The organism is Geodermatophilus sp. SYSU D01106 (genome assembly GCF_054049995.1).
Window position 1 is genome coordinate 65,484 of record NZ_JBJGYM010000011.1, and the last position, 20,401, is coordinate 85,884.

General features: G+C 73.9%; 17 protein-coding genes. 11 read left to right on the plus strand and 6 right to left on the minus strand.

Features of this window, described 5'->3' with window-relative positions; all coding sequences use genetic code 11:
• Positions 1-38: 38 nt before the first annotated feature.
• From pgl to tkt, 5 genes are all read right to left on the minus strand, one after another.
• Complete coding sequence (gene pgl, locus ACI78R_RS13415) at positions 39-869, minus strand: 6-phosphogluconolactonase (RefSeq protein ID WP_457041077.1); 831 nt, start codon at positions 867-869, stop codon at positions 39-41.
• Positions 866-2,047, minus strand: coding sequence for a glucose-6-phosphate dehydrogenase assembly protein OpcA (locus tag ACI78R_RS13420; protein WP_457041078.1), 1,182 nt, complete (start codon positions 2,045-2,047; stop codon positions 866-868). Before ACI78R_RS13420 ends, pgl begins: the two co-directional genes overlap by 4 nt.
• A 25-nt stretch (positions 2,048-2,072) precedes the next feature.
• Positions 2,073-3,590, minus strand: coding sequence for a glucose-6-phosphate dehydrogenase (zwf, locus tag ACI78R_RS13425; RefSeq protein ID WP_457041079.1), 1,518 nt, complete (start codon positions 3,588-3,590; stop codon positions 2,073-2,075).
• Between the two features lie 114 nt (positions 3,591-3,704).
• Positions 3,705-4,808 (minus strand): transaldolase, encoded by a 1,104-nt coding sequence (gene tal, locus ACI78R_RS13430; protein ID WP_073420274.1) that lies wholly within the window; start codon positions 4,806-4,808, stop codon positions 3,705-3,707.
• Positions 4,809-4,841: 33 nt separating this feature from the next.
• Positions 4,842-7,061 (minus strand): transketolase, encoded by a 2,220-nt coding sequence (gene tkt, locus ACI78R_RS13435; RefSeq protein WP_457041080.1) that lies wholly within the window; start codon positions 7,059-7,061, stop codon positions 4,842-4,844.
• A 303-nt stretch (positions 7,062-7,364) separates the two neighbouring features.
• Between tkt and ACI78R_RS13440 the strand changes: the two genes are divergently transcribed.
• Together ACI78R_RS13440 and ACI78R_RS13445 are read left to right on the plus strand one after the other, a co-directional pair.
• Complete coding sequence (locus ACI78R_RS13440; RefSeq protein ID WP_457041081.1) at positions 7,365-8,306, plus strand: heme o synthase; 942 nt, start codon at positions 7,365-7,367, stop codon at positions 8,304-8,306.
• 261 nt (positions 8,307-8,567) lie between these two features.
• On the plus strand, positions 8,568-9,557 hold the full coding sequence (locus ACI78R_RS13445) for a hypothetical protein (protein WP_457041082.1): 990 nt from the start codon (positions 8,568-8,570) through the stop codon (positions 9,555-9,557).
• Positions 9,558-9,668: 111 nt separating this feature from the next.
• Here ACI78R_RS13445 and ACI78R_RS13450 read toward each other — a convergent pair whose 3' ends face one another.
• Entirely contained in the window at positions 9,669-10,613 is a 945-nt protein-coding gene (locus ACI78R_RS13450; RefSeq protein WP_073420270.1) for a COX15/CtaA family protein, read from the minus strand.
• A gap of 199 nt (positions 10,614-10,812) precedes the next feature.
• Between ACI78R_RS13450 and ACI78R_RS13455 the strand changes: the two genes are divergently transcribed.
• The 9 genes from ACI78R_RS13455 (at position 10,813) to ACI78R_RS13495 (ending at position 20,393) form a co-directional block, all read left to right on the plus strand.
• Positions 10,813-13,353, plus strand: a complete 2,541-nt coding sequence (locus ACI78R_RS13455) for an ATP-dependent Clp protease ATP-binding subunit (RefSeq protein WP_457041083.1) — start codon at positions 10,813-10,815, stop codon at positions 13,351-13,353.
• Positions 13,354-13,462: 109 nt separating this feature from the next.
• Positions 13,463-14,284, plus strand: coding sequence for a helix-turn-helix transcriptional regulator (locus ACI78R_RS13460; protein WP_073420268.1), 822 nt, complete (start codon positions 13,463-13,465; stop codon positions 14,282-14,284).
• On the plus strand, positions 14,281-15,723 hold the full coding sequence (sufB, locus tag ACI78R_RS13465) for a Fe-S cluster assembly protein SufB (protein WP_073420267.1): 1,443 nt from the start codon (positions 14,281-14,283) through the stop codon (positions 15,721-15,723). Before ACI78R_RS13460 ends, sufB begins: the two co-directional genes overlap by 4 nt.
• Positions 15,723-17,042, plus strand: coding sequence for a Fe-S cluster assembly protein SufD (gene sufD, locus ACI78R_RS13470; RefSeq protein ID WP_139252930.1), 1,320 nt, complete (start codon positions 15,723-15,725; stop codon positions 17,040-17,042). Before sufB ends, sufD begins: the two co-directional genes overlap by 1 nt.
• Positions 17,043-17,045: 3 nt before the next feature.
• Positions 17,046-17,399 carry a non-heme iron oxygenase ferredoxin subunit gene (locus ACI78R_RS13475; protein WP_073420266.1) on the plus strand — a complete coding sequence of 118 codons (354 nt, stop codon included), beginning with the start codon at positions 17,046-17,048 and terminating at the stop codon, positions 17,397-17,399.
• 15 nt (positions 17,400-17,414) lie between these two features.
• Positions 17,415-18,188, plus strand: a complete 774-nt coding sequence (gene sufC, locus ACI78R_RS13480) for a Fe-S cluster assembly ATPase SufC (protein ID WP_457041084.1) — start codon at positions 17,415-17,417, stop codon at positions 18,186-18,188.
• On the plus strand, positions 18,185-19,513 hold the full coding sequence (locus ACI78R_RS13485; protein ID WP_457041085.1) for a cysteine desulfurase: 1,329 nt from the start codon (positions 18,185-18,187) through the stop codon (positions 19,511-19,513). Before sufC ends, ACI78R_RS13485 begins: the two co-directional genes overlap by 4 nt.
• Positions 19,513-19,980: a Fe-S cluster assembly sulfur transfer protein SufU gene (sufU, locus tag ACI78R_RS13490; RefSeq protein WP_073420263.1), complete on the plus strand. Its 468-nt coding sequence runs from the start codon at positions 19,513-19,515 to the stop codon at positions 19,978-19,980. Before ACI78R_RS13485 ends, sufU begins: the two co-directional genes overlap by 1 nt.
• On the plus strand, positions 19,977-20,393 hold the full coding sequence (locus ACI78R_RS13495; protein ID WP_073420262.1) for a metal-sulfur cluster assembly factor: 417 nt from the start codon (positions 19,977-19,979) through the stop codon (positions 20,391-20,393). Before sufU ends, ACI78R_RS13495 begins: the two co-directional genes overlap by 4 nt.
• The last annotated feature ends 8 nt before the right edge of the window (positions 20,394-20,401 follow it).

The window sequence follows — 20,401 nt, forward strand, 5'->3', positions numbered from 1 at the left end:
GCCCGGCGCCGCCCGCGGGCGGCGCCGGGCGCCCGTTCCTACTCCCCGGCTCCGGGGAGCTGCCCGGCCGCGCCGGCGTCGAGCAGCCAGCGCGTGGCCTGCCGCCCGCGGACGCCCGCGGCCGGGACCTCGCTGCGGTCGGCGCCGCCCAGGGCCCGCGCCACCGCCTCCGCCTTGCCCTCCCCGGACACCAGCAGCCAGACCTCCTCGGCGGCGCTGATCGCGGAGAAGCCCAGGCTCACCCGGGTCGGCGGCGGCTTCGGGCAGTCGCGCACCGCCACCACCGGCCGCTCGTCGGCGACGGCGGGGGAGCCGGGGAAGATCGACGCCACGTGGCCCTCGGGGCCCATCCCCAGCAGCAGCACGTCGAACCGGGGCAGCGGGCCGTCGGCGCCGGCGTCGCGGGCGGCGTCGGCCAGCGTCCCGGCGTACCACTCGGCCGCCTCCTCGGGCTCGGTGAAGCCGGCGTCGGAGGCGGGCATCGCGTGCACCCGTCCGGCCGGCACGCCGACCCGGTCGAGCAGCGCCCCGCGGGCGCCCTTCTCGTTCCGCTCGTCGTCGTCGGCGGGGACGAAGCGCTCGTCGCCCCACCAGACGTCGACGGCGGTCCAGTCCACGTCCTGACCGGGCGCGGGCTCCTGCGCCAGCTCCGCCACGTGCCGCAGCACCGCGGTGCCCACGCCGCCGCCGGTGAGCACCACCGACGCCGTCCCGTGCACCGCCTGGGCGGCGGCCAGCCGCGCCACCAGCGCCGAGGCCGCGGCCCGCGCCAGCATCTCGGCGTCCGGTTCGACCACGACGTCGGGCACCGGGCCCTCGGTGGTCTCCGCCAGCCGCTCGACGATCCGGTCGCCGGGGGTGAGGGTCACCGGACCGCCCCGGACTCGGACTCCTCGGGCTGCTCCGGCCGGCTCTCGGGCGCCGTCGGGTCGGGGGTGTCGTGCTCGCCGTGCTCGGCCACCTCGTCGGCGCCCTCGGAGTCGGCCGGGACGGTCGGCGCCTCGCCGTGCGGGCTGCCGTCGCCGACCTGCGCGGCCGGGGCCGCGGCGCCGTGCGGCTCCGCCGGGTCGACCCAGACGTGCGAGCGCACCGACGCGCGGCCGGCCAGCCCGCCGACGCCGGTGGTGACCTCCAGCGCCTCGGCGTAGGGCTCGTCGGGGTCCAGGCGCCGCAGCTCCTCGCCGAGCAGGTCGCCCAGCGAGCGGTCGGGCAGCGCCATCGTGGCGTCGGAGCGGTAGGGCTGGCTGATCACCGCGCCGCCGCGGCGGTCGGCGTGCACCCGCACCTCCTCGTCCTGGTCGAGCTGCAGCACCACCGAGTCGATGCCGCTCGGGCCCGAGTGACGGGCGGACGGGACGACCTCCAGCCGGGCGCCCGCCCGCGACTCGACCCAGCCGGCCAGCAGCTGGGCGGTGGCCGCGCCCGGATCGCCCTCGATCCGGCCGCCGAGCACCCGGATGGCGTCGCCGCGGCGGCCGTGGACGGAGTCCAGCGCCGAGGTGAGCGTGGCGCGCCAGCCGGTGGCGCGCGTCCAGGCCAGGTCGGTGTCACCCGGGGCGTAGTCCTGCGCCCGGGTGCGCAGCGCGGCGAGCTGGTCGGCCGCCGAGGCGCTGTCGGTGATCCGCCGGTCGGCGATCACGGCGAGCGCGTCGGTGGTCAGCCGCGACGGCGGGTCGCTGTGCCACCAGGTGACCACCGGGGCGTCGGCGGCCAGCAGCGGCAGCACGACCGACTCCGCGTGCAGCGCGAGCCGGCCGTACATGCGCATGACCACGGCCTCGCCGGGGCCCAGGCGCCCGCCGATCGTCACCTCGGCGTCCAGGCGGGGGACCGGCGCGTCGATCTGCCGGCGCACCACGACCAGGATCCGGCAGGGGTGCTGCTCGGACGCCCCGGCCGCGGCCTCCTCGGCCTCGGCGACCCGGGCCTCGTCGGCGACGACGACCAGGGTCAGCGCGACGCCCGAGAGCACCGCGCCGCCGGTCCGCCGCTGGGCGGCCAGCTCCTTCACCACGGCCGAGCCGGTGGTGTCCCACAGGGTCGTCACGGGGTTCCCTCCTGTCGGGTGCCGCTCACGGACGCCGCCACCGGCGGCCCTCGGCGGCGAGCATGTCGTCGGCCGCGCGCGGCCCCCACTCGCCGGCCCGGTAGGGCTCCGGCGTGGTCCCGGCCCAGAACTCCTCGAGCGGGTCGATGACCGCCCAGGAGGCCTCGACCTCGGCGTTGCGCGGGAACAGCGTCGCGTCGCCCAGCAGCACGTCGAGCAGCAGCCGCTCGTAGGCCTCGGGGCTGGTCTCGGTGAACTGCTCGCCGTAGAGGAAGTCCATGGACACGTCCCGGACCTCCATCACGCTGCCGGGCACCTTCGAGCCGAACTTGAGGGTCACGCCCTCGTCGGGCTGCACGCGCACGACGAGCTGGTTGTTGCCCAGCTCCTCGGTGTCGGTGTCGGCGAAGGGCAGGTGCGGGGCCCGCTTGAACACCAGCGCGATCTCGGTGACCCGGCGCGGCAGCCGCTTGCCGGTGCGCAGGTAGAACGGGACGCCGGCCCAGCGGCGGGTCTCCACGCCGAGGCGGACGGCGGCGTAGGTCTCGGTGAGCGACTCGCCGTCGACCCCCTCCTCCTGCCGGTAGCCCTTGGCCCGCTGCCCGGCCAGCCAGCCCTGCTCGTACTGGCCGCGCACGGCGAAGCGGCGCATGTCCTCGGGCAGCGACACCGCGCGCAGCACCTTGAGCTTCTCGGTGCGGATCTCGTCTGCGGAGAACTCGACCGGCTCCTCCATGGCGGTGAGCGCCAGGAGCTGGAGCAGGTGGTTCTGCAGCACGTCGCGGGCGGCGCCGGTCTTCTCGTAGAAGCCCGCGCGGCCGCCGATGCCGACGTCCTCGGCCATGGTGATCTGCACCGAGTCGACGTGGTGGCCGTTCCAGACCGGCTCGAACAGCTCGTTGGCGAACCGCAGCGCCATCAGGTTCTGGACGGTCTCCTTGCCCAGGTAGTGGTCGATGCGGAAGACGTCCTCGGCGCTGAACACCGAGTCGACCAGCTCGTTGAGCTCGCGGCTGGAGGCCAGGTCGGTGCCGAACGGCTTCTCGACGACGACGCGGCGCCACCGGTCCGGCGTGCTCTCGGCCATGCCGGTGCGCTCCATCTGCTTGAGCACGACCGGGAACATCGACGGCGGGATGGAGAGGTAGAACGCGGCGTTGCCGCCGATGCCGTGGCTGCTCTCGAGGTCGCCGAGCGCGGCGGCGAGCTCGTCGAAGGCGTTGTCGTCGTCGAAGGAGCCCTGCACGAAGCGGACGCTGCCCGCCAGGCGCTCCCACACCTCCTCCCGCCACGGGGTGCGGGCGGCGTTGCGGGCGGCGTCGCGGGCGAGCTCGGCGAAGTCCTGGTCGCCCCAGTCCCGGCGGGCGAAGCCGAGCAGGGCGAAGTTGGTGGGGAGCAGGCCGCGGTTGGCCAGGTCGTACACCGCGGGGAGCAGCTTCTTGCGGGCCAGGTCGCCGGTGATGCCGAAGACGACGAGCGCGCAGGGCTCCGGGACGCGGGGCAGCCGCCGGTCCCGCGGGTCGCGCAGCGGGTTGGGGATCATGTGCCCTCCTGTGGGGGACGCAGCCGCCCGGCCGGCACCGCTGTGCCGGCCGGGCGGACTGTCAGCCGAGCGCGTCGAAGGAGTCTGCGTCGAGGGGGTGCTGGGACAGCAGCGTCACGCCTTGTCCTCGAGCTCGCTCTTCACCGAGGCGGTGAGCTCGTCCCAGGAGTCGACGAACTTCTGCACGCCCTCCTCCTCGAGGACGCGGAAGACGTCGTCGAGGTCCACGCCGGCGTCCGCGACGGACTTCATGACCGCGGCCGCGTCGTCGTAGGTCTGCTGCACCGGGGTGCCCGCGGCGCCGTGGTCGGCGTAGGCCTGCAGCGTCTTCTCCGGCATCGTGTTGACGGTGCCGGGGGCGATGAGCTCGCTGACGTAGAGGGTGTCCGGGAGGGACGGGTCCTTGACGCCGGTCGAGGCCCACAGCGGCCGCTGCGGGCGGGCGCCCTTGGCCTCCAGGGCCTTCCAGCGGTCGGAGGAGAAGACCTCCTCGTAGGCCTGGTAGGCCAGCTGGGCGTTGGCGAGCGCCGCCTTGCCCTTGAGCTGGTCGGCGCCGGCCTTCTCCAGCCGCTTGTCGATCTCGGTGTCCACGCGGGAGACGAAGAACGACGCGACCGAGGCGATCTGGGTCAGGTCGGCGTCGGCGTCGTCGGCCAGCCGCTGCTCCAGGCCGGAGAGGTAGGCGTCCATGACGGCGCGGTACCGCTCGAGGCTGAAGATGAGGGTGACGTTGACGCTGATGCCCCGGGCGATCGACGTCGTGATGGCCGCCAGGCCCGCCTCGGTGGCCGGGATCTTGATGAACAGGTTCGGCCGGTCGACGAGCCACCACAGGTGGGCCGCCTCCGCGGCCGTCGCGTCGGTGTCGTGGGCCAGGCCCGGCGCCACCTCCAGCGACACGCGGCCGTCGCCGGGCTGCCGCTGGGCGACCGGGGCGAGCAGGTCGCAGGCGTCGCGGACGTCGGCGGCGGTGATGGTCCGCAGCGCCTCCTCGACGCTGACCTTGCGCACGGCGAGGGCGTGCACCTGGTCGTCGTAGGAGTCCGACCCGCTGATCGCCGCGGCGAAGATCGTCGGGTTGGTGGTGACGCCGACGACGGAGCGCTCGTCGACCAGCGACTGCAGGTTGCCGCTGCGGATGCGGTCGCGCGAGAGGTCGTCGAGCCAGACGGCGACGCCCGCCTGCGACAGCTGCGCCAGGTTCTCGTTCTGTGCCATGTCAGTGCCTTCCGTTGGAACCGGGCCGGGGCCTCAGCGGTCGCCGGTGGGGTGGGGGAGCCCGCCGGTGGCTGCAACCGGGCCGGCGGGGACGGCGTTCCCGGAACGGGCGGCCTCCATGCTCTCCCGGGCGGCGGCGACGACGGCCTCGTCGGTCAGGCCGAACTCCTCGTAGAGCACCGAGTACGCCGCGCTGGCGCCGTAGTGGGTCAGGCCCACGATGCGGCCGGCGTCACCGACGAACTCGCGCCAGCCCAGCGGCACGCCGGCCTCGACGCTGACGCGGGCGCGGACCGAGGGCGGGAGCACCTCGTCCTTGTACGCCTGGTCCTGGTCGGCGAACCACTCGACGCACGGCACGCTGACCACGCGGGTCGGGACGCCGTCGGCCTCCAGCCGCTCCCGGGCGGCGACGGCGATCTGCACCTCCGAGCCGGTGCCCAGCAGGATCACCTCGGGCTGCCCGTTCGAGGCGTCGGCCAGCACGTAGGCGCCGCGCGCGGTGCCCTCCGCGGAGGCGAACTCGCCCCGGTCGAACACCGGCAGGTTCTGCCGCGACAGCAGGATGCCGGCGGGCCGGTCGTTGTTCTCGAGGATCGTGCGCCAGGCGACCGAGACCTCGTTGGCGTCGGCCGGGCGGACGACGTCGAGGCCCGGGATCGCGCGCAGCGCGGCGAAGTGCTCGATCGGCTGGTGGGTCGGGCCGTCCTCGCCCAGGCCGATCGAGTCGTGCGTCCACACGTAGGTGACCGGCAGCTGCATGAGCGCGGCCAGGCGGACGGCGCCGCGCATGTAGTCGCTGAAGGTGAGGAACGTGCCGCCGTAGACGCGGGTGCCGCCGTGCAGCGCGATGCCGTTCATGATCGCGCCCATCGCGTGCTCGCGGACGCCGAAGTGCAGGGTGCGCCCGTAGGGGCCGCCGCTCCACATCTTGGTCTGGCGGTCGGCGGGCAGGAACGACGGCTCGCCCTCGACGGCGGTGTTGTTGCTCTCCGCGAGGTCGGCCGAGCCGCCCCACAGCTCCGGCAGCGCCGGGTAGAGCGCGGCGAGCACCTTGCCCGAGGCCTTGCGGGTGGCCACGCCCTTGGGGTCGGCGTCGAAGGTGGGCAGCACGTCGGCCCAGCCCTCGGGCAGCCGGCGCTCGCGCATGCGGGCCAGCAGGTCGGCGCCCTCCGGGTTGGCCTGCGCCCAGGCGTCGAAGCGCTGCTGCCACTCGGCGTGCGCCTGCCGGCCCTTCTCGACGACGGAGCGGGCGTGGGCGAGGACGTCGTCGTCGACCTGGAAGGTGCGCTCGGGGTCGAAGCCGAGGACCTCCTTGGTGGCGCGCACCTCGTCGTCGCCGAGCGCCGAGCCGTGGGAGGCGCCGGTGTTCTGCTTGTTCGGGGCGGGCCAGGCGATGATCGTCCGCAGCACGATGATCGACGGGCGCGAGGTCTCGGCCTTGGCCGCGGCGAACGCGGCGTCGATCGCGGCCAGGTCCTCGCCGTCGTCGACGCGCTGGACGTGCCAGCCGTAGGCCTCGTAGCGCTTGCCGACGTCCTCGGTGAAGGCGACGGTCGTGTCGTCCTCGATGGAGATCCGGTTGTCGTCGTAGACGAGGACCAGGTTGCCGAGCTGCTGGGTGCCGGCCAGCGACGAGGCCTCGCCGCTGACGCCCTCCTCCAGGTCGCCGTCGGAGGCGAAGGCCCAGATGGTGTGGTCGAACAGGCTCTCCCCCTCGGGGGCGTCGGGGTCGAGCAGGCCGCGCTCGCGGCGGGCGGCCATGGCCATGCCGACGGCGTTGCCCACGCCCTGGCCGAGCGGGCCGGTGGTGGTCTCGACGCCGGGGGTGTGGTTGACCTCCGGGTGGCCCGGGGTCTTCGAGCCCCAGGTGCGCAGCGCCTGCAGGTCCTCGACCTCCAGGCCGTAGCCGGACAGGAACAGCTGCACGTAGAGCGTCAGGCTGGAGTGGCCCATCGAGAGCACGAAGCGGTCGCGGGCGACCCAGTTCGGGTCGGTCGGGTCGTGCTGCAGCCACTTGTGGAAGAGCAGGTAGGCGGTGGGCGCCATGCTCATCGCGGTGCCGGGGTGGCCGTTGCCGACCTTCTGCACCGCGTCCATCGCGAGGACGCGCGCGGTGTCGATCGCCCGGCGGTCGAGGTCGCCGAGGTCCTCCGGCAGCGTGGGGTGCGGCTGGCGCGGGTCGCCGGTGGGCGAGTCGGTGGCGGCCTCGGCCGGGGCCTCGGACTCCGTGCTCCTGGTGTCGCTGCTCATGTCGGGCGCTGTCTCCTCGAGGATCGGCCGTTGCGGGGCCGTCCGGGGACCGGTGTCCCGTGCTCCCGGGCGGGCGACGCGGGCGCGGTGGTCGGCTGGGCCCGGGTGTCCCCGGGGCGGCGATGGCCCGAGACCCTCCGTCGTCGGCGACGGCCCTACCCGCTGTCCGCGCGGCGTCAACGTGATCAGACCCTAGTCATCCCGCCCGGTCCAGGGCGTGCCCGAGGGCTACAGTGGGTCCGTTCATCCACGGTTCGAAGGGACCCCCGTGCTGTCTTCGTGCCCGGTGGTGCCCTGCCGCCCGTGCGCGCACGCGGTCGAGGCCACCAGGTGACGGCGCTCGCCGAGCGACCGGCCGTCTCCGCCCGCCGGCTCACCGGCCTGGTGGGTGCCTACGTCGCGCTGACCAAGCCCAAGCTCGTCGAGCTGCTGCTCGTCACCACGCTGCCGGCGATGATGATGGCCGCCGACGGCTGGCCGTCCTGGCGGCTCGTGGGCGCCACGATGGTCGGCGGGATGTTCGCCGCGGGCGCGGCCAACACGTTCAACTGCTGGTACGACCGCGACATCGACCGGCTCATGTCGCGCACCGCGAACCGGCCCATCCCGTCGGGCGTGGTGTCGCCGCGGGCGGCGCTGGTGTTCGGCCTGGTGCTCGCCGCGGCGTCGCTGACCCTGCTGTGGGTGGCCACCACGCCGCTGGCCACCGCGCTGGCCGCCGTCGCGATCCTGGCCTACTCCGTCGTCTACACGATGGTGCTCAAGCGCCGGACCCGGCACAACACGGTGTTCGGGGCGTTCCCGGGCGCGGCGCCGGTGCTCATCGGCTGGGCCGCGGTGACCGGCTCGCTCGACTGGCCGGCGCTGGCCTTCTTCGCCGTCGTCTTCTGCTGGCAGATGCCGCACTTCTGGGCGCTGGCCAGCCGCTTCCGTGAGGACTACGCCCGCGCGGGCGTCCCGATGCTGTCGGTGGTCGCGGGGCCGGAGAGCGTCGGCCGGCAGTCGGTCGCGTGGGCCTGGGCGACCCTCGGTGCCACCCTGCTCATGGGGTCGATCACGCCGGTCCTCGACTGGGCCTTCGCCATCGGTGGCGGGCTGCTCGGCGCCTGGTACGTGGCCGAGTCCCACCAGTGGCTCGACCGCATCCGCGCCGGCGTGCCCGACCGGCCGATGAAGCTGTTCTCGGTGTCGATCACGCACATGACGCTGCTGTCGATCGCCATCGCCATCGACGTCCTCGTCTGACACTCCCCGCTCGGCCGCGAGCCCGGACCCGCCTGGGTCCGGGCTCGCTGGCTACCGGGGCCCCGTCGTGTCCCGGTTCGCGGCGCGTCTGAATCCGGTCACGAGCCGTGCCGCCGTGCCGGGGACCGCGGGCACGACGGCGGCGGCGGCGCCCGGAGGCCCGGCGGGGGAGTAGACCGGCCCTCCGGTGCGCGGCGGTTCGGGGTGACGACCCGTCACCCCGCCGCGCCGCGGGGGACCGCCTCGGGAGAGGGGACCACCGTGGGGACTCCACGACGCGTGATCGGTGCCGGCGCCGCACTGCTGCTCCTGGGGGTGGCCGCGCCCGGCGCGGCAGGCGCGGCACCGCCGGCCGCGACGGTCCAGCCCCAGCTGCTCGTGACCGGCCTGGACGGCGGCGGCTCGGGCAGCGCGATCGGCCCGGGCGGCGACCTCTATGTCACCGAACCCGCCTCCGGCGAGCTGACCCGCATCGACCGCCGCACCGGCGCGACCACTCCGGTCGCGGACTGCCTGCCGCCCCTGCTGCCGGAGGTCGGCCCGGGCGGGGCCATGGACGTCGACTTCCTGGGCGGCACCGCCTACGTCCTGGTCACGCTCGTCGGCGCCGACCTCGGCGGGGACGACGTCGTCGGCGTGTACCGCGTCGACGGCCCGCACACCTGCACCGTCGTCGCCGACATCGGCACCTGGTCGCAGGCGAACCCACCGGAGGGCTTCGAGATCGAGGTCCCCACCGGCGTCCAGTACGCGATGGAGTCCTGGCACGGCGGCTTCCTCGTCACCGACGGACACCACAACCGGGTGCTGCACGTGACCCTCGACGGCGGCGTCAGGGAGGTACTGGCCCTCGGCAACGTCGTCCCGACGGGCCTGTCCGCCTCCGGGCACCGGGTCCTGCTCGCGCTGGCCGGGCCGATCCCGCACCTGCCGGAGAACGGCCGGGTGGTCGCCTTCCGGCCGGGGGACGACGACGTCCGCGAGGTCGCCTCGGGCGGGCGGCTGCTGGTCGACGTCGAGCGCGGCTGGGGCGGCGTCCTCGCCCTGTCGCAGGGCGAGTTCACCGAGGGCAACATCGAGGGCTCACCGGCCGACCCGGATACCGGGCAGCTGCTGCGGGTCACCCGGGACGGCGGCCTCGCGCCGGTGGCCGGGCCGTTCGACCGACCGACGTCGATGGAGGTCGTCGGCCGGACCGCCTACGTCGTCACGCTGGACGGCGAGGTCTGGACCGCGCGCCTGCACGGCTGACGCCGGGAAGCGAGGTGCGCCGGGAGGTCGTCATCCGGGGTGCGGTGACGACCGCCCGGCGCTCCTCACCGGCCCGGCGGGTCGGCGGGCGGCGGCTCAGCGGGCGGCGGCTCAGCGGGCGGCCGGGACCTGGGCGGAGGGGGCGTCCAGGGGCTGCTCGCTGGCCGGGCCGCGGACCGACCAGACCAGCCGCGCCGTGAACACCGTGGTCAGCACCGCGCCGAGCATGTGCAGCAGCACGAGCGCCACCGGCAGGTGCGTGAAGTACTGGACGAAGCCGACGACGCCCTGCAGCAGCTGCACGACCAGCAGGTCGCGCGCGGCCCGGCGCACGCGGCCCGGGGCGTCGGTGGCGTACAGGGCCACGAGCAGGGCGATGGTCAGGCCGACGAGCAGGAACACCGCGTCGGCGTGCAGCTGGCTCACGGTCTCCGGGTCGAAGCCCATCCGGTCGCCGGTCGGCACGTCGTCGTCGTCGACGTCGCCGCTGTGCGGCCCGGAGCCGGTGACGATCGTGCCGAGCACCAGCACGACGCCGGTCACCGCGGCGATCCCGCCCACCAGCAGGGCGAAGGGGCGGCGCACCAGCGGCTGCCCCACGCCGGGCTCCCGGGAGCGCAGCCACAGCACCGTCGCCAGCGCCACGAGCACGGTCGACACGAGGAAGTGGACGGCGACCGTCCACGGGTTCAGCCCGGTCAGCACCGTGACGCCGCCGATCGCCGCCTGCACCGGGATGCCGAGGAAGGTGAGCACCGCCAGCGGGCGCAGGTCGCGCCGGACCGAGCGCCACACCGCGACCAGCGTGGCCACCGCGACGGCGGTCAGCACGAAGGTGAGCAGCCGGTTGCCGAACTCGATCAGGCCGTGGCCGGCCATCTCCGGCGTCGTGACGAAGCTCTCCTCGGTGCACCGCGGCCAGGTGGGGCAGCCGAGGCCCGATCCGGTCAGCCGGACCACCCCGCCGGTGACGACGATCGCGCCGTTGGCGACCACGTTCGCCAGCGCCAGGCGGCTGATGACGGCGGGGGAGAACGAGCGGGGCAGGACCTGCACGGCCCGATGCTAGCCGCGCCGGGCGGGCCGCCCGGTTCGCTCAGGGCGGAGCGGAGCGGGGAAGCGGCGGGCCCGCGCTCGCGCTGGACAGGACGCAGGCGGCGGGGACGCCGTCCTGGTGTCGGTGCGCCGGTACCGGTACCGCCTCCGCGGGTACCGGAGCCCCACCGACCTCCCCGACTCCCCTTGGACGTGAGGTATGACCAGCCCGTTCTTCCCGGGCCCCTACGGGAGCCCGTTCGACGACTTCTTCTCCCGGTACCTCGGCGGCGAGCAGCGCGCGCCGCGGCAGCGGGTCGACATCACGCAGTTCCTCAGCCAGCAGGCCCGCGAGCTGGTGAACGCCGCGGCGCACCAGGCCGTGGCCACCGGCAGCGCCGACCTCGACACCGAGCACCTGCTGTGGGCGATGACCGCCGACGAGACCACCCGCACCCTGCTGGCGCGCTCGGGCACCGACCCCGACCGGCTGCGCGCCGCCCTCGACGAGCAGCTGCGCCGCGGCGAGCCCCTCGACGAGGCGCCCTCGCTCACCCCGGCCGCCAAGCGGGCGCTGCTCGACGCGCACCGCGTCTCGCGCGCCCTCGGCTCGACCTACATCGGCCCGGAGCACCTGCTGTTCGCCCTCGCGGTGAACCCGGAGTCGCCCGGCGGGCGGGTGCTGCGCGAGCGCGGCGTCACCCCCGAGGCGCTGCAGCAGGCGGCCACCGGCGGCGGCGCCCCCGGCGGCGGGCGGCCCGGCCAGGGCGGGACGGGGCCGTCGGCACCGTCGAGCACCCCGACCCTCGACGAGTACGGCCGCGACCTCACCGCCATGGCCCGCAACGGTCAGATCGACCCGGTGATCGGCCGCGAGTCCGAGATCGAGCAGACCGTCGAGGTCCTCTCCCGGCGCCGCAAGAACAACCCGGTGCTCATCGGCGAGGCCGGCGTCGGCAAGACCGCGATCGTCGAGGGCATCGCCGCCCAGATCGTCGAGGGCGACGTGCCCGAGACGCTGCGCGGCAAGCGCCTCGTCGAGCTCGACCTCACCGGCCTGGTGGCCGGCACCCGCTACCGCGGCGACTTCGAGGAGCGGCTGAAGAAGGTCATGGACGAGATCCGCGAGCACTCCGACGAGGTGATCGTCTTCATCGACGAGCTGCACACCGTCGTCGGCGCGGGCGCGTCCGAGGGCTCCGGCGGCGCGGGCAACATGCTCAAGCCGGCCCTGGCCCGCGGCGAGCTCCACATCGTCGGCGCGACGACGCTCGACGAGTACCGGCGCAACATCGAGAAGGACGCCGCGCTCGAGCGCCGCTTCCAGCCGATCCTCGTGTCCGAGCCCACGGTCGAGGACACGGTGCAGATCCTCTGCGGCCTGCGGGACCGCTACGAGGCCCACCACCAGGTGCGCTTCACCGACGACGCCGTCCGGGCCGCCGTCGAGCTGTCCGACCGCTACGTGACCGACCGGCACCTGCCGGACAAGGCGATCGACCTCATCGACCAGGCCGGAGCCCGGGTGCGCCGGCGGGTCAAGACCCCGCCGACCGACCTGCGCGGCCTCGAGCAGGAGGTGGACCGGCTGCAGCGGGAGAAGGACCAGGCGGTCGCGGCCGAGCAGTACGAGCGCGCCTCCGAGCTGCGCGACCAGCTCACGGCGGCGCAGGCCCGCCTCGAGGAGGCGCGCGGCGGCGGGCAGCCCGGCGTGCCCGAGGTCGGCGTCGACGACATCGCCGAGGTCGTCTCGCGGCAGACCGGCATCCCGGTCGCCCAGCTGACCCAGGAGGAGATGCAGCGGCTGCTCGCCCTGGAGGAGCACCTGCACCAGCGGGTGGTCGGCCAGGACGACGCCGTGGCCGTCGTCTCCGAGGCGGTCCGGCGCTCCCGCGTCGGCCTCGGCGACCCCGACCGGCCGATCGGCAGCTTCCTGTTCCTCGGCCCCACCGGCGTCGGCAAGACCGAGCTGGCCCGGGCCCTGGCCGAGGCGCTGTTCGGCGACGAGGACCGGATGGTCCGGCTGGACATGAGCGAGTTCCAGGAGCGGCACACCGTCAGCCGCCTGGTCGGCTCCCCGCCCGGCTACGTCGGCTACGAGGACGCCGGCCAGCTCACCGAGGCGGTCCGCCGCCGGCCCTACTCGGTGGTGCTGCTCGACGAGATCGAGAAGGCGCACCCCGACGTCTTCAACACCCTGCTGCAGGTGCTCGACGACGGCCGGCTCACCGACTCCCAGGGCCGCACGGTCGACTTCACGAACACCGTGCTGGTCATGACCAGCAACCTGGGGTCGGAGCTGATCCAGGGCCGCAACGCCCCGCTCGGCTTCGGCACCGGGGACGCCGCGGCGGCCGACGCCGGGCTGCGCGAGCGGCTCATGCGGCGGCTGCGGGAGTCCTTCCGCCCGGAGTTCCTCAACCGGATCGACGAGATCGTGGTCTTCCAGCAGCTGGAGAGCGAGCAGCTGCAGCAGATCACCCGGCTGCTGCTCGACGAGACGCGGCGCCGGCTGGCGGCCCAGGACATCGCGGTCGAGTTCACCGACGACGCCGTCGCCTGGATCGCCGACCGCGGGTACGAGCCGCAGTTCGGCGCCCGCCCGCTGCGCCGGGCCATCCAGCGCGAGGTCGACAACGCCCTCGCCCGGCTGCTGCTCGACGGCCGCGTCGGCCCCGGCCGGACCGTCGTCGTCGACGCCCGGGACGGCGCGCTCGACCTCCGCGTCGAGGAGGCGGCCGTCCCGGCCGGCCAGGCCTGACGACCCGCTGGTGATCTGCCTCACCCGGCCCCTGACCTGCGCGGTCAGGGGCCGGGTGACTTAGGGCGGCCTTCCTTGCGGGCGTCCGGAAATAGGACACAATCGTGTTGTGGAAACCAGCGCGGGACAGGCGGGGGCGGTGCGGGCCGACGACGTCCGCACCCGTGACCGCGTGACCGCGCTGCTGCTCGAGCACGGTCCGCAGACCGCGAGCGAGCTGGCCGCGCGGCTGGGCGTGAGCGCCGCCGCCGTCCGTCGTCACCTCGACGCGCTCGCCGCCCGCGGGCGCGTGGAGGAGCGGGCGGCGCCCGGCACGCAGCGGGGGAGGGGCCGGCCCGCCCGGCGCTTCCACCTCACCGACGCCGGCCGCTCGGGCTTCGCGCACGCCTACGACGACCTGGCGCTCACCGCGCTGCGGTACGTCGCCGCCTCGGGCGGGCCCGACGCCGTCCGCGCCGTGGCCGAGGCCCAGCTCGCGGGCCTGGAGCGGCGGGCCTCCGACGCCGTCGCCCGCACCAGCGGGGCGCCGGTCGAGCGGGCCCGGGCCCTGGCCGGGGCGCTGACCGCCGAGGGCTACGCTGCCTCGGCCTCCGCGATCGCCAGCGGCGGGCAGCTGTGCCAGCACCACTGCCCGGTGGCGCACGTGGCCGCGGAGTTCCCGCAGCTGTGCGAGGCCGAGACCGCGGTGATCGGCCGGCTCGTGGGTACCCACGTGCAGCGGCTGGCGACGATCGCCCACGGCGACGGCGTCTGCACCACCCACATCCCCGGGCCGCCCCACGGCGTCCGGGACCACACCCGCGCGGGGAACAGATCGATCCCCGCGAGCCCTGTACCCGGTGAGCGAGCAGCGCGGGTCCCGCGCACCGCCCCGTCCACCAGCACCGCACGCAGCACCCCCACGAGCGACCGGGAGAGGACGCCCGCATGACCAGCACCCAGCAGCCGGTGACCGGCACGCCGCTGACGCAGGACGAGCAGATCGAGCAGCTCGGCCGCTACCAGTACGGCTGGGCCGACGCCGACGTCGCCGGGGCCTCCGCCCGCCGCGGCCTGGACGAGGACGTCGTCCGGGACATCTCGGCGCGCAAGAACGAGCCCGAGTGGATGCTCGAGCGCCGCCTCAAGGCGCTCAAGCTCTTCGACCGCAAGCCGATGCCCGACTGGGGCTCGGACCTGTCGGGGATCGACTTCCAGAACATCAAGTACTTCGTGCGCTCGACCGAGGCCCAGGCGACCTCGTGGGACGAGCTGCCCGAGGACATCAAGAACACCTACGACAAGCTGGGCATCCCCGAGGCGGAGAAGCAGCGGCTGATCGCCGGCGTCGCGGCCCAGTACGAGTCCGAGGTCGTCTACCACAAGATCCGCGAGGACCTCGAGGAGCAGGGCGTCCTCTTCCTGGACACCGACACCGCTCTCAAGGAGCACGAGGACCTCTTCAAGGAGTACTTCGGCTCGGTCATCCCGTCCGGCGACAACAAGTTCGCCGCGCTGAACACCGCGACCTGGTCCGGTGGCTCGTTCATCTACGTGCCGAAGGGCGTGCACGTCGAGATCCCGCTGCAGGCCTACTTCCGGATCAACACCGAGAACATGGGCCAGTTCGAGCGGACGCTGATCATCGTCGACGAGGGCGCCTACGTGCACTACGTCGAGGGCTGCACCGCGCCGATCTACAAGTCGGACTCGCTGCACTCCGCGGTCGTCGAGATCATCGTCAAGAAGAACGCGCGCTGCCGGTACACGACCATCCAGAACTGGTCGAACAACGTCTACAACCTGGTCACCAAGCGGGCGATCGCCCACGAGGGCGCGACCATGGAGTGGATCGACGGCAACCTCGGCTCCAAGGTCACCATGAAGTACCCGGCCGTCTGGATGACCGGCGAGCACGCCAAGGGCGAGGTCCTGTCCATCGCCTTCGCGGGCGAGGGCCAGCACCAGGACGCCGGCGCCAAGATGGTGCACGCGGCCCCCAACACCTCCTCGACCATCGTGTCGAAGTCGGTGGCCCGCGGCGGCGGCCGCACCTCCTACCGCGGCCTCGTGCAGATCGACGAGGGCGCCCACGGCTCGAAGTCGACGGTCAAGTGCGACGCGCTGCTCGTCGACACCATCAGCCGGTCGGACACCTACCCCTACGTCGACGTCCGCGAGGACGACGTCGCCATGGGCCACGAGGCGACCGTCTCCCGGGTCAGCGAGGACCAGCTCTTCTACCTGATGAGCCGCGGCCTGTCCGAGGACGAGGCGATGGCGATGGTCGTGCGCGGCTTCGTCGAGCCGATCGCCCGCGAGCTGCCCATGGAGTACGCCCTCGAGCTCAACCGGCTCATCGAGCTGCAGATGGAAGGTGCCGTCGGCTGATGACCGACCCGAACACCCCCAGCACCACCGGTCTGACCACGGAGTCCGCCACCCTCGCCGGCGAGCTGTTCGGCGAGGGGGTGGGCACCCAGGCGGGCCCGCCGGCGGTCCCCGCGGCCGGCACCGGCACCGCCGGGCAGGCCGCCCCCGGGGCGCACTCGCACGGCGGCACCACCCCGACCGGCTCGCCGGCCGAGCGCTTCACCTCGACCGACCCCGACGCCTTCGGCGCGGTCACCGGCCGCGAGGAGGAGTGGCGGTTCACCCCGATGCGCCGCGTCCGCGCGCTGCTCGACGGCGCCGCGTCCGACGCGCACCTGGCCTGGACGACCGACCTGCCCGAGGGCGCCGAGCTCACCAGCGTCGACGCCGACGACCCGCTGCTCAAGGGCCTGCCCGAGCCGGTCGACCGGCTCGCCGCGCTCGCCCGCCAGCGCAGCGGCGGTGCCGCGGTGGTCCGGGTGGCCGCCGAGGCGCAGCTCGACCGCCCGCTCACCCTGGGCCTGGCCGGCACCGGGTCCGACGACGTCGTGTGGGGCCAGCTCGTCGTCGAGGTCGGCGCGTTCGCGAAGGCGACCGTCGTCCTCGACCACACGGGCCTCGCCCGCTACGCCGGCGGCGTGTCCGTGCTCGTCGGCGACGGCGCGCAGGTGACCGTCGTGTCCGTGCAGGACTGGGCGCCCGGCGCAGTGCACGGCGGCCAGTTCGACGCCGTCGTCGGCCGCGACGCGAGCTACAAGCAGGTCGTGGTCACCCTCGGCGGGGACCTCGTCCGGCTGGTCAGCAACGTGCAGTACGCCGGTCCCGGCGGCACCGCGGAGCTCTTCGGCGTCTACTTCTCCGACGAGACGCAGCACCAGGAGCACCGGCTCTGGGTCGACCACGCCGTCCCGAACTGCACCAGCAACGTGCTCTACAAGGGCGCGCTGCAGGGCGAGGGCGCGCGCACGGTGTGGGTCGGGGACGTCCGGATCCGCCCGGCGGCCACCGGCACCGACACCTACGAGCTCAACCGCAACCTGGTGCTCACCGACGGCGCCCGCGCCGACTCGGTGCCCAACCTGGAGATCGAGACCGGCGAGATCGTCGGCGCCGGCCACGCCAGCGCCACCGGCCGGTTCGACGACGAGCAGCTGTTCTACCTCTGCTCGCGCGGCATCGACGCCGAGACCGCTCGCCGCCTGGTCGTGCGCGGCTTCTTCGCCGACGTCGTCCAGCACATCGGCGTCGACGCGCTGCAGGACCGGCTCATGCGCTCCATCGAGACGCGCCTGGGCGCCCTGCCCGGTCTCGACGAGCAGCCGGTCGAGGTGGCCTGACCGATGGCGTTCGAGCGGGTCTGCGGCCTCTCCGAGGTCCCCGAGGACGGCGCGCTCCGCGTCGAGCTCGCCGACGTCGACGTCGCCGTCGTCCGGTTCGAGGGGCAGGTCTACGCGCTGCAGGACCTCTGCTCCCACGCCGAGGTGCCCCTGTCCGAGGGCGACGTCGAGACCTTCGACGGCGCCCCCACGATCGAGTGCTGGCTGCACGGGTCCTGCTTCGACCTGCGCACCGGCGAGCCCACCAACCTGCCGGCCACCGAGCCGGTCGACGTCTACCCGGTGCGCGTGGAGGGGGAGGACGTGCTCGTCGACATCGACGCCGACGGCCGCCTGCCCCTGGCGTCCGGCAACTGAGGAGCGAGAGAAGAAGTGTCGGTTCTGGAGATCCGCGACCTGCACGTCACGGTCGGTGAGGGCGACGACGCCAAGGAGATCCTCCGCGGCGTCGACCTGACCGTCCGGTCGGGCGAGACCCACGCGATCATGGGCCCCAACGGGTCGGGCAAGTCCACGCTCGCCTACTCGATCGCCGGGCACCCGAAGTACACGATCACCGGCGGCACGGTGACCCTCGACGGCGAGGACGTCCTCGCGATGAGCGTCGACGAGCGCGCCCGCGCCGGCCTGTTCCTGGCCATGCAGTACCCGGTCGAGGTCCCCGGCGTCTCGGTGTCGAACTTCCTGCGCACCGCCGCCACCGCCGTCAAGGGCGAGGCGCCGAAGCTGCGCACCTGGGTCAAGGACGTCCGCGACGAGATGTCGGCCCTGGAGATGGACCCGGCGTTCGCCGAGCGCAACGTCAACGAGGGCTTCTCCGGCGGTGAGAAGAAGCGCCACGAGATCCTGCAGATGCGGCTGCTCAAGCCGAAGATGGCGATCCTCGACGAGACCGACTCCGGCCTCGACGTCGACGCGCTGCGGATCGTGTCCGAGGGCGTCAACCGCACCCGCGGCGAGGGTGACGTCGGCGTCCTGCTGATCACCCACTACACGCGGATCCTGCGCTACATCCAGCCGGACTTCGTGCACGTGTTCGTGGGCGGCCGCGTCGTCGACGAGGGCGGCAAGGAGCTGGCCGACAAGCTCGAGGCCGAGGGCTACGCGGCCTACGTGAAGGACTCGAAGGAGACCGCGAAGGCATGACCCAGACCGTCTCGCGTCCCGGTGCCGGGGCGCACACGCCCCTGCCACTGGACGTCGAGGCGATCCGGGCGGACTTCCCGATCCTGTCGCGCACCGTGCGCGACGGGAAGCGGCTGGTCTACCTCGACTCCGGGGCCACCTCGCAGAAGCCCCGCAGCGTCCTCGACGCCGAGCGCGACTTCTACGAGAACCACAACGCCGCCCCGCACCGCGGCGCCCACCAGCTCGCCGAGGAGGCCACCGGCCTCTACGAGGCGGCCCGGGCGACGATCGCCGGGTTCATCGGTGCCGCCGTCGAGGAGGTCGTGTTCACCCGCAACACGACCGACGCGGTCAACACCGTCGCGTACGCACTGTCCAACGCCGCCACGGCCAAGGAGCCGTCCTTCCGCCGGTACGCCGTCGGCCAGGGCGACGAGATCGTCGTGACCGAGATGGAGCACCACGCGAACCTGGTGCCCTGGCAGCAGTTGTGCGAGCGCACCGGCGCCACCCTGCGGTGGCTCGGGCTCACCGACGACGGCCGGCTCGACCTCTCCGACCTCGACACCGTGGTCACCGAGCGGACCAAGCTGGTCGCGGTCACCCAGCAGTCGAACATCCTCGGCACGATCAACCCGCTCGAGCCGATCGTGGCCCGGGCGCGCGAGGTCGGCGCCCTGGTGCTGGTCGACGGCGCCCAGTCGGTGCCGCACCAGCCGGTCGACGTCGCCGCGCTCGGCGCGGACTTCCTCGTGTTCTCCGGCCACAAGATGCTCGGGCCCACCGGCGTCGGCGTGCTGTGGGGCCGCTACGACGTCCTCGACGCGCTGCCGCCGTTCATGACGGGCGGCTCGATGATCGAGGTCGTGCGCATGGAGGGCAGCACCTTCATGCCGCCGCCGCAGCGCTTCGAGGCCGGCGTCCCGATGACCGCGCAGGTCGTGGGCCTCGGAGCCGCCGTCGACTACCTGCAGGCGCTCGGCATGGAGAAGGTGCAGGCGCACGAGGAGGCGCTCACCGCCTACGCCCTCGAGCAGCTGCAGGCGATCCCGGGCGTCACGGTGATCGGCCCGCCGGACACCGTCGCCCGCGGCGGCGCGGTCTCCTTCACCGTGGAGGGCATCCACCCGCACGACGTCGGCCAGGTCCTCGACGACCTCGGCATCGCCGTCCGGGTGGGCCACCACTGCGCGTGGCCGGTGGTCCGCCGCTACGGCGTGCCGGCCACCACCCGGGCCACCTTCTACGTGCACACCGGCTACGACGACGTCGACGCGCTCGTGGAAGGTGTGCGGGCCGCGCAGCGTTTCTTCGGAGTGACGCCGGAGGAGGCAACCGCCTGATGCAGCTGCAGTCGATGTACCAGGACATCATCCTGGACCACTACCGGAACCCCCACGGGCGCGGGCTGCGCGACCCGTTCGAGGCCGAGGTGCACCACGTCAACCCGACCTGCGGGGACGAGGTGACGCTGCGGGTGCACCTCGACGGCGAGACGATCGCCGACGTGTCCTACGAGGGCATGGGCTGCTCCATCAGCCAGGCCTCGGTCTCGGCGATGTACGACCTCGTCGTCGGCCGGTCGGTCACCGACGCGCTCGCCACCGGCGACTCGTTCATGACGCTCATGCAGTCCAAGGGCGACACCACCGTGGCCGAGGGCCTGGAGGACGAGCTCGAGGACGCGATCGCCTTCGCCGGGGTGTCGAAGTACCCCGCCCGCATCAAGTGCGCCCTGATGAGCTGGATGGCCCTCAAGGACGCCTCGGCCCGCGCGCTGGCCGCGACCCCCGCTGGAGGACAGGCATGAGCGAGACCACCGAGCCCACCACCGGGCTCCCCACCGAGCCCGCCGCCGGATCCACCGCCGACGCGACCCCGGAGCTGCCGCCGTACAAGTCGGCGCTGCTGGAGGACGTCGAGGAGGCCATGCGCGATGTCGTCGACCCCGAGCTGGGTGTCAACGTCGTCGACCTGGGCCTCGTCTACGGCATCGACGTCGACGACGACAACGTGGCGATCCTGGACATGACGCTGACCTCGGCGGCCTGCCCGCTGACCGACGTCATCGAGGACCAGGCGCGTCAGGCGCTCACCGGTGGCCCCGGCCCCGGCCTCGTCGACGACATCCGGATCAACTGGGTCTGGATGCCGCCGTGGGGCCCGGACAAGATCACCGACGACGGGCGCGAGCAGCTGCGCGCGCTCGGCTTCCGGGTCTGAACGGCAGC

Excerpts from the sequence above, each read along its gene's own strand:
- ACI78R_RS13475 (WP_073420266.1), top strand. The coding sequence starts at position 17,046 with ATGGCGTTCGAGCGGGTCTGCGGCCTCTCCGAGGTCCCCGAGGACGGC.
- sufD (WP_139252930.1), top strand. The coding sequence starts at position 15,723 with ATGACCGACCCGAACACCCCCAGCACCACCGGTCTGACCACGGAGTCC.
- sufU (WP_073420263.1), top strand. The coding sequence starts at position 19,513 with ATGCAGCTGCAGTCGATGTACCAGGACATCATCCTGGACCACTACCGG.
- ACI78R_RS13485 (WP_457041085.1), top strand. The coding sequence starts at position 18,185 with ATGACCCAGACCGTCTCGCGTCCCGGTGCCGGGGCGCACACGCCCCTG.
- tkt (WP_457041080.1), bottom strand. The coding sequence starts at position 7,061 with ATGAGCAGCGACACCAGGAGCACGGAGTCCGAGGCCCCGGCCGAGGCC.
- tal (WP_073420274.1), bottom strand. The coding sequence starts at position 4,808 with ATGGCACAGAACGAGAACCTGGCGCAGCTGTCGCAGGCGGGCGTCGCC.
- ACI78R_RS13455 (WP_457041083.1), top strand. The coding sequence starts at position 10,813 with ATGACCAGCCCGTTCTTCCCGGGCCCCTACGGGAGCCCGTTCGACGAC.
- sufB (WP_073420267.1), top strand. The coding sequence starts at position 14,281 with ATGACCAGCACCCAGCAGCCGGTGACCGGCACGCCGCTGACGCAGGAC.
- zwf (WP_457041079.1), bottom strand. The coding sequence starts at position 3,590 with ATGATCCCCAACCCGCTGCGCGACCCGCGGGACCGGCGGCTGCCCCGC.
- ACI78R_RS13495 (WP_073420262.1), top strand. The coding sequence starts at position 19,977 with ATGAGCGAGACCACCGAGCCCACCACCGGGCTCCCCACCGAGCCCGCC.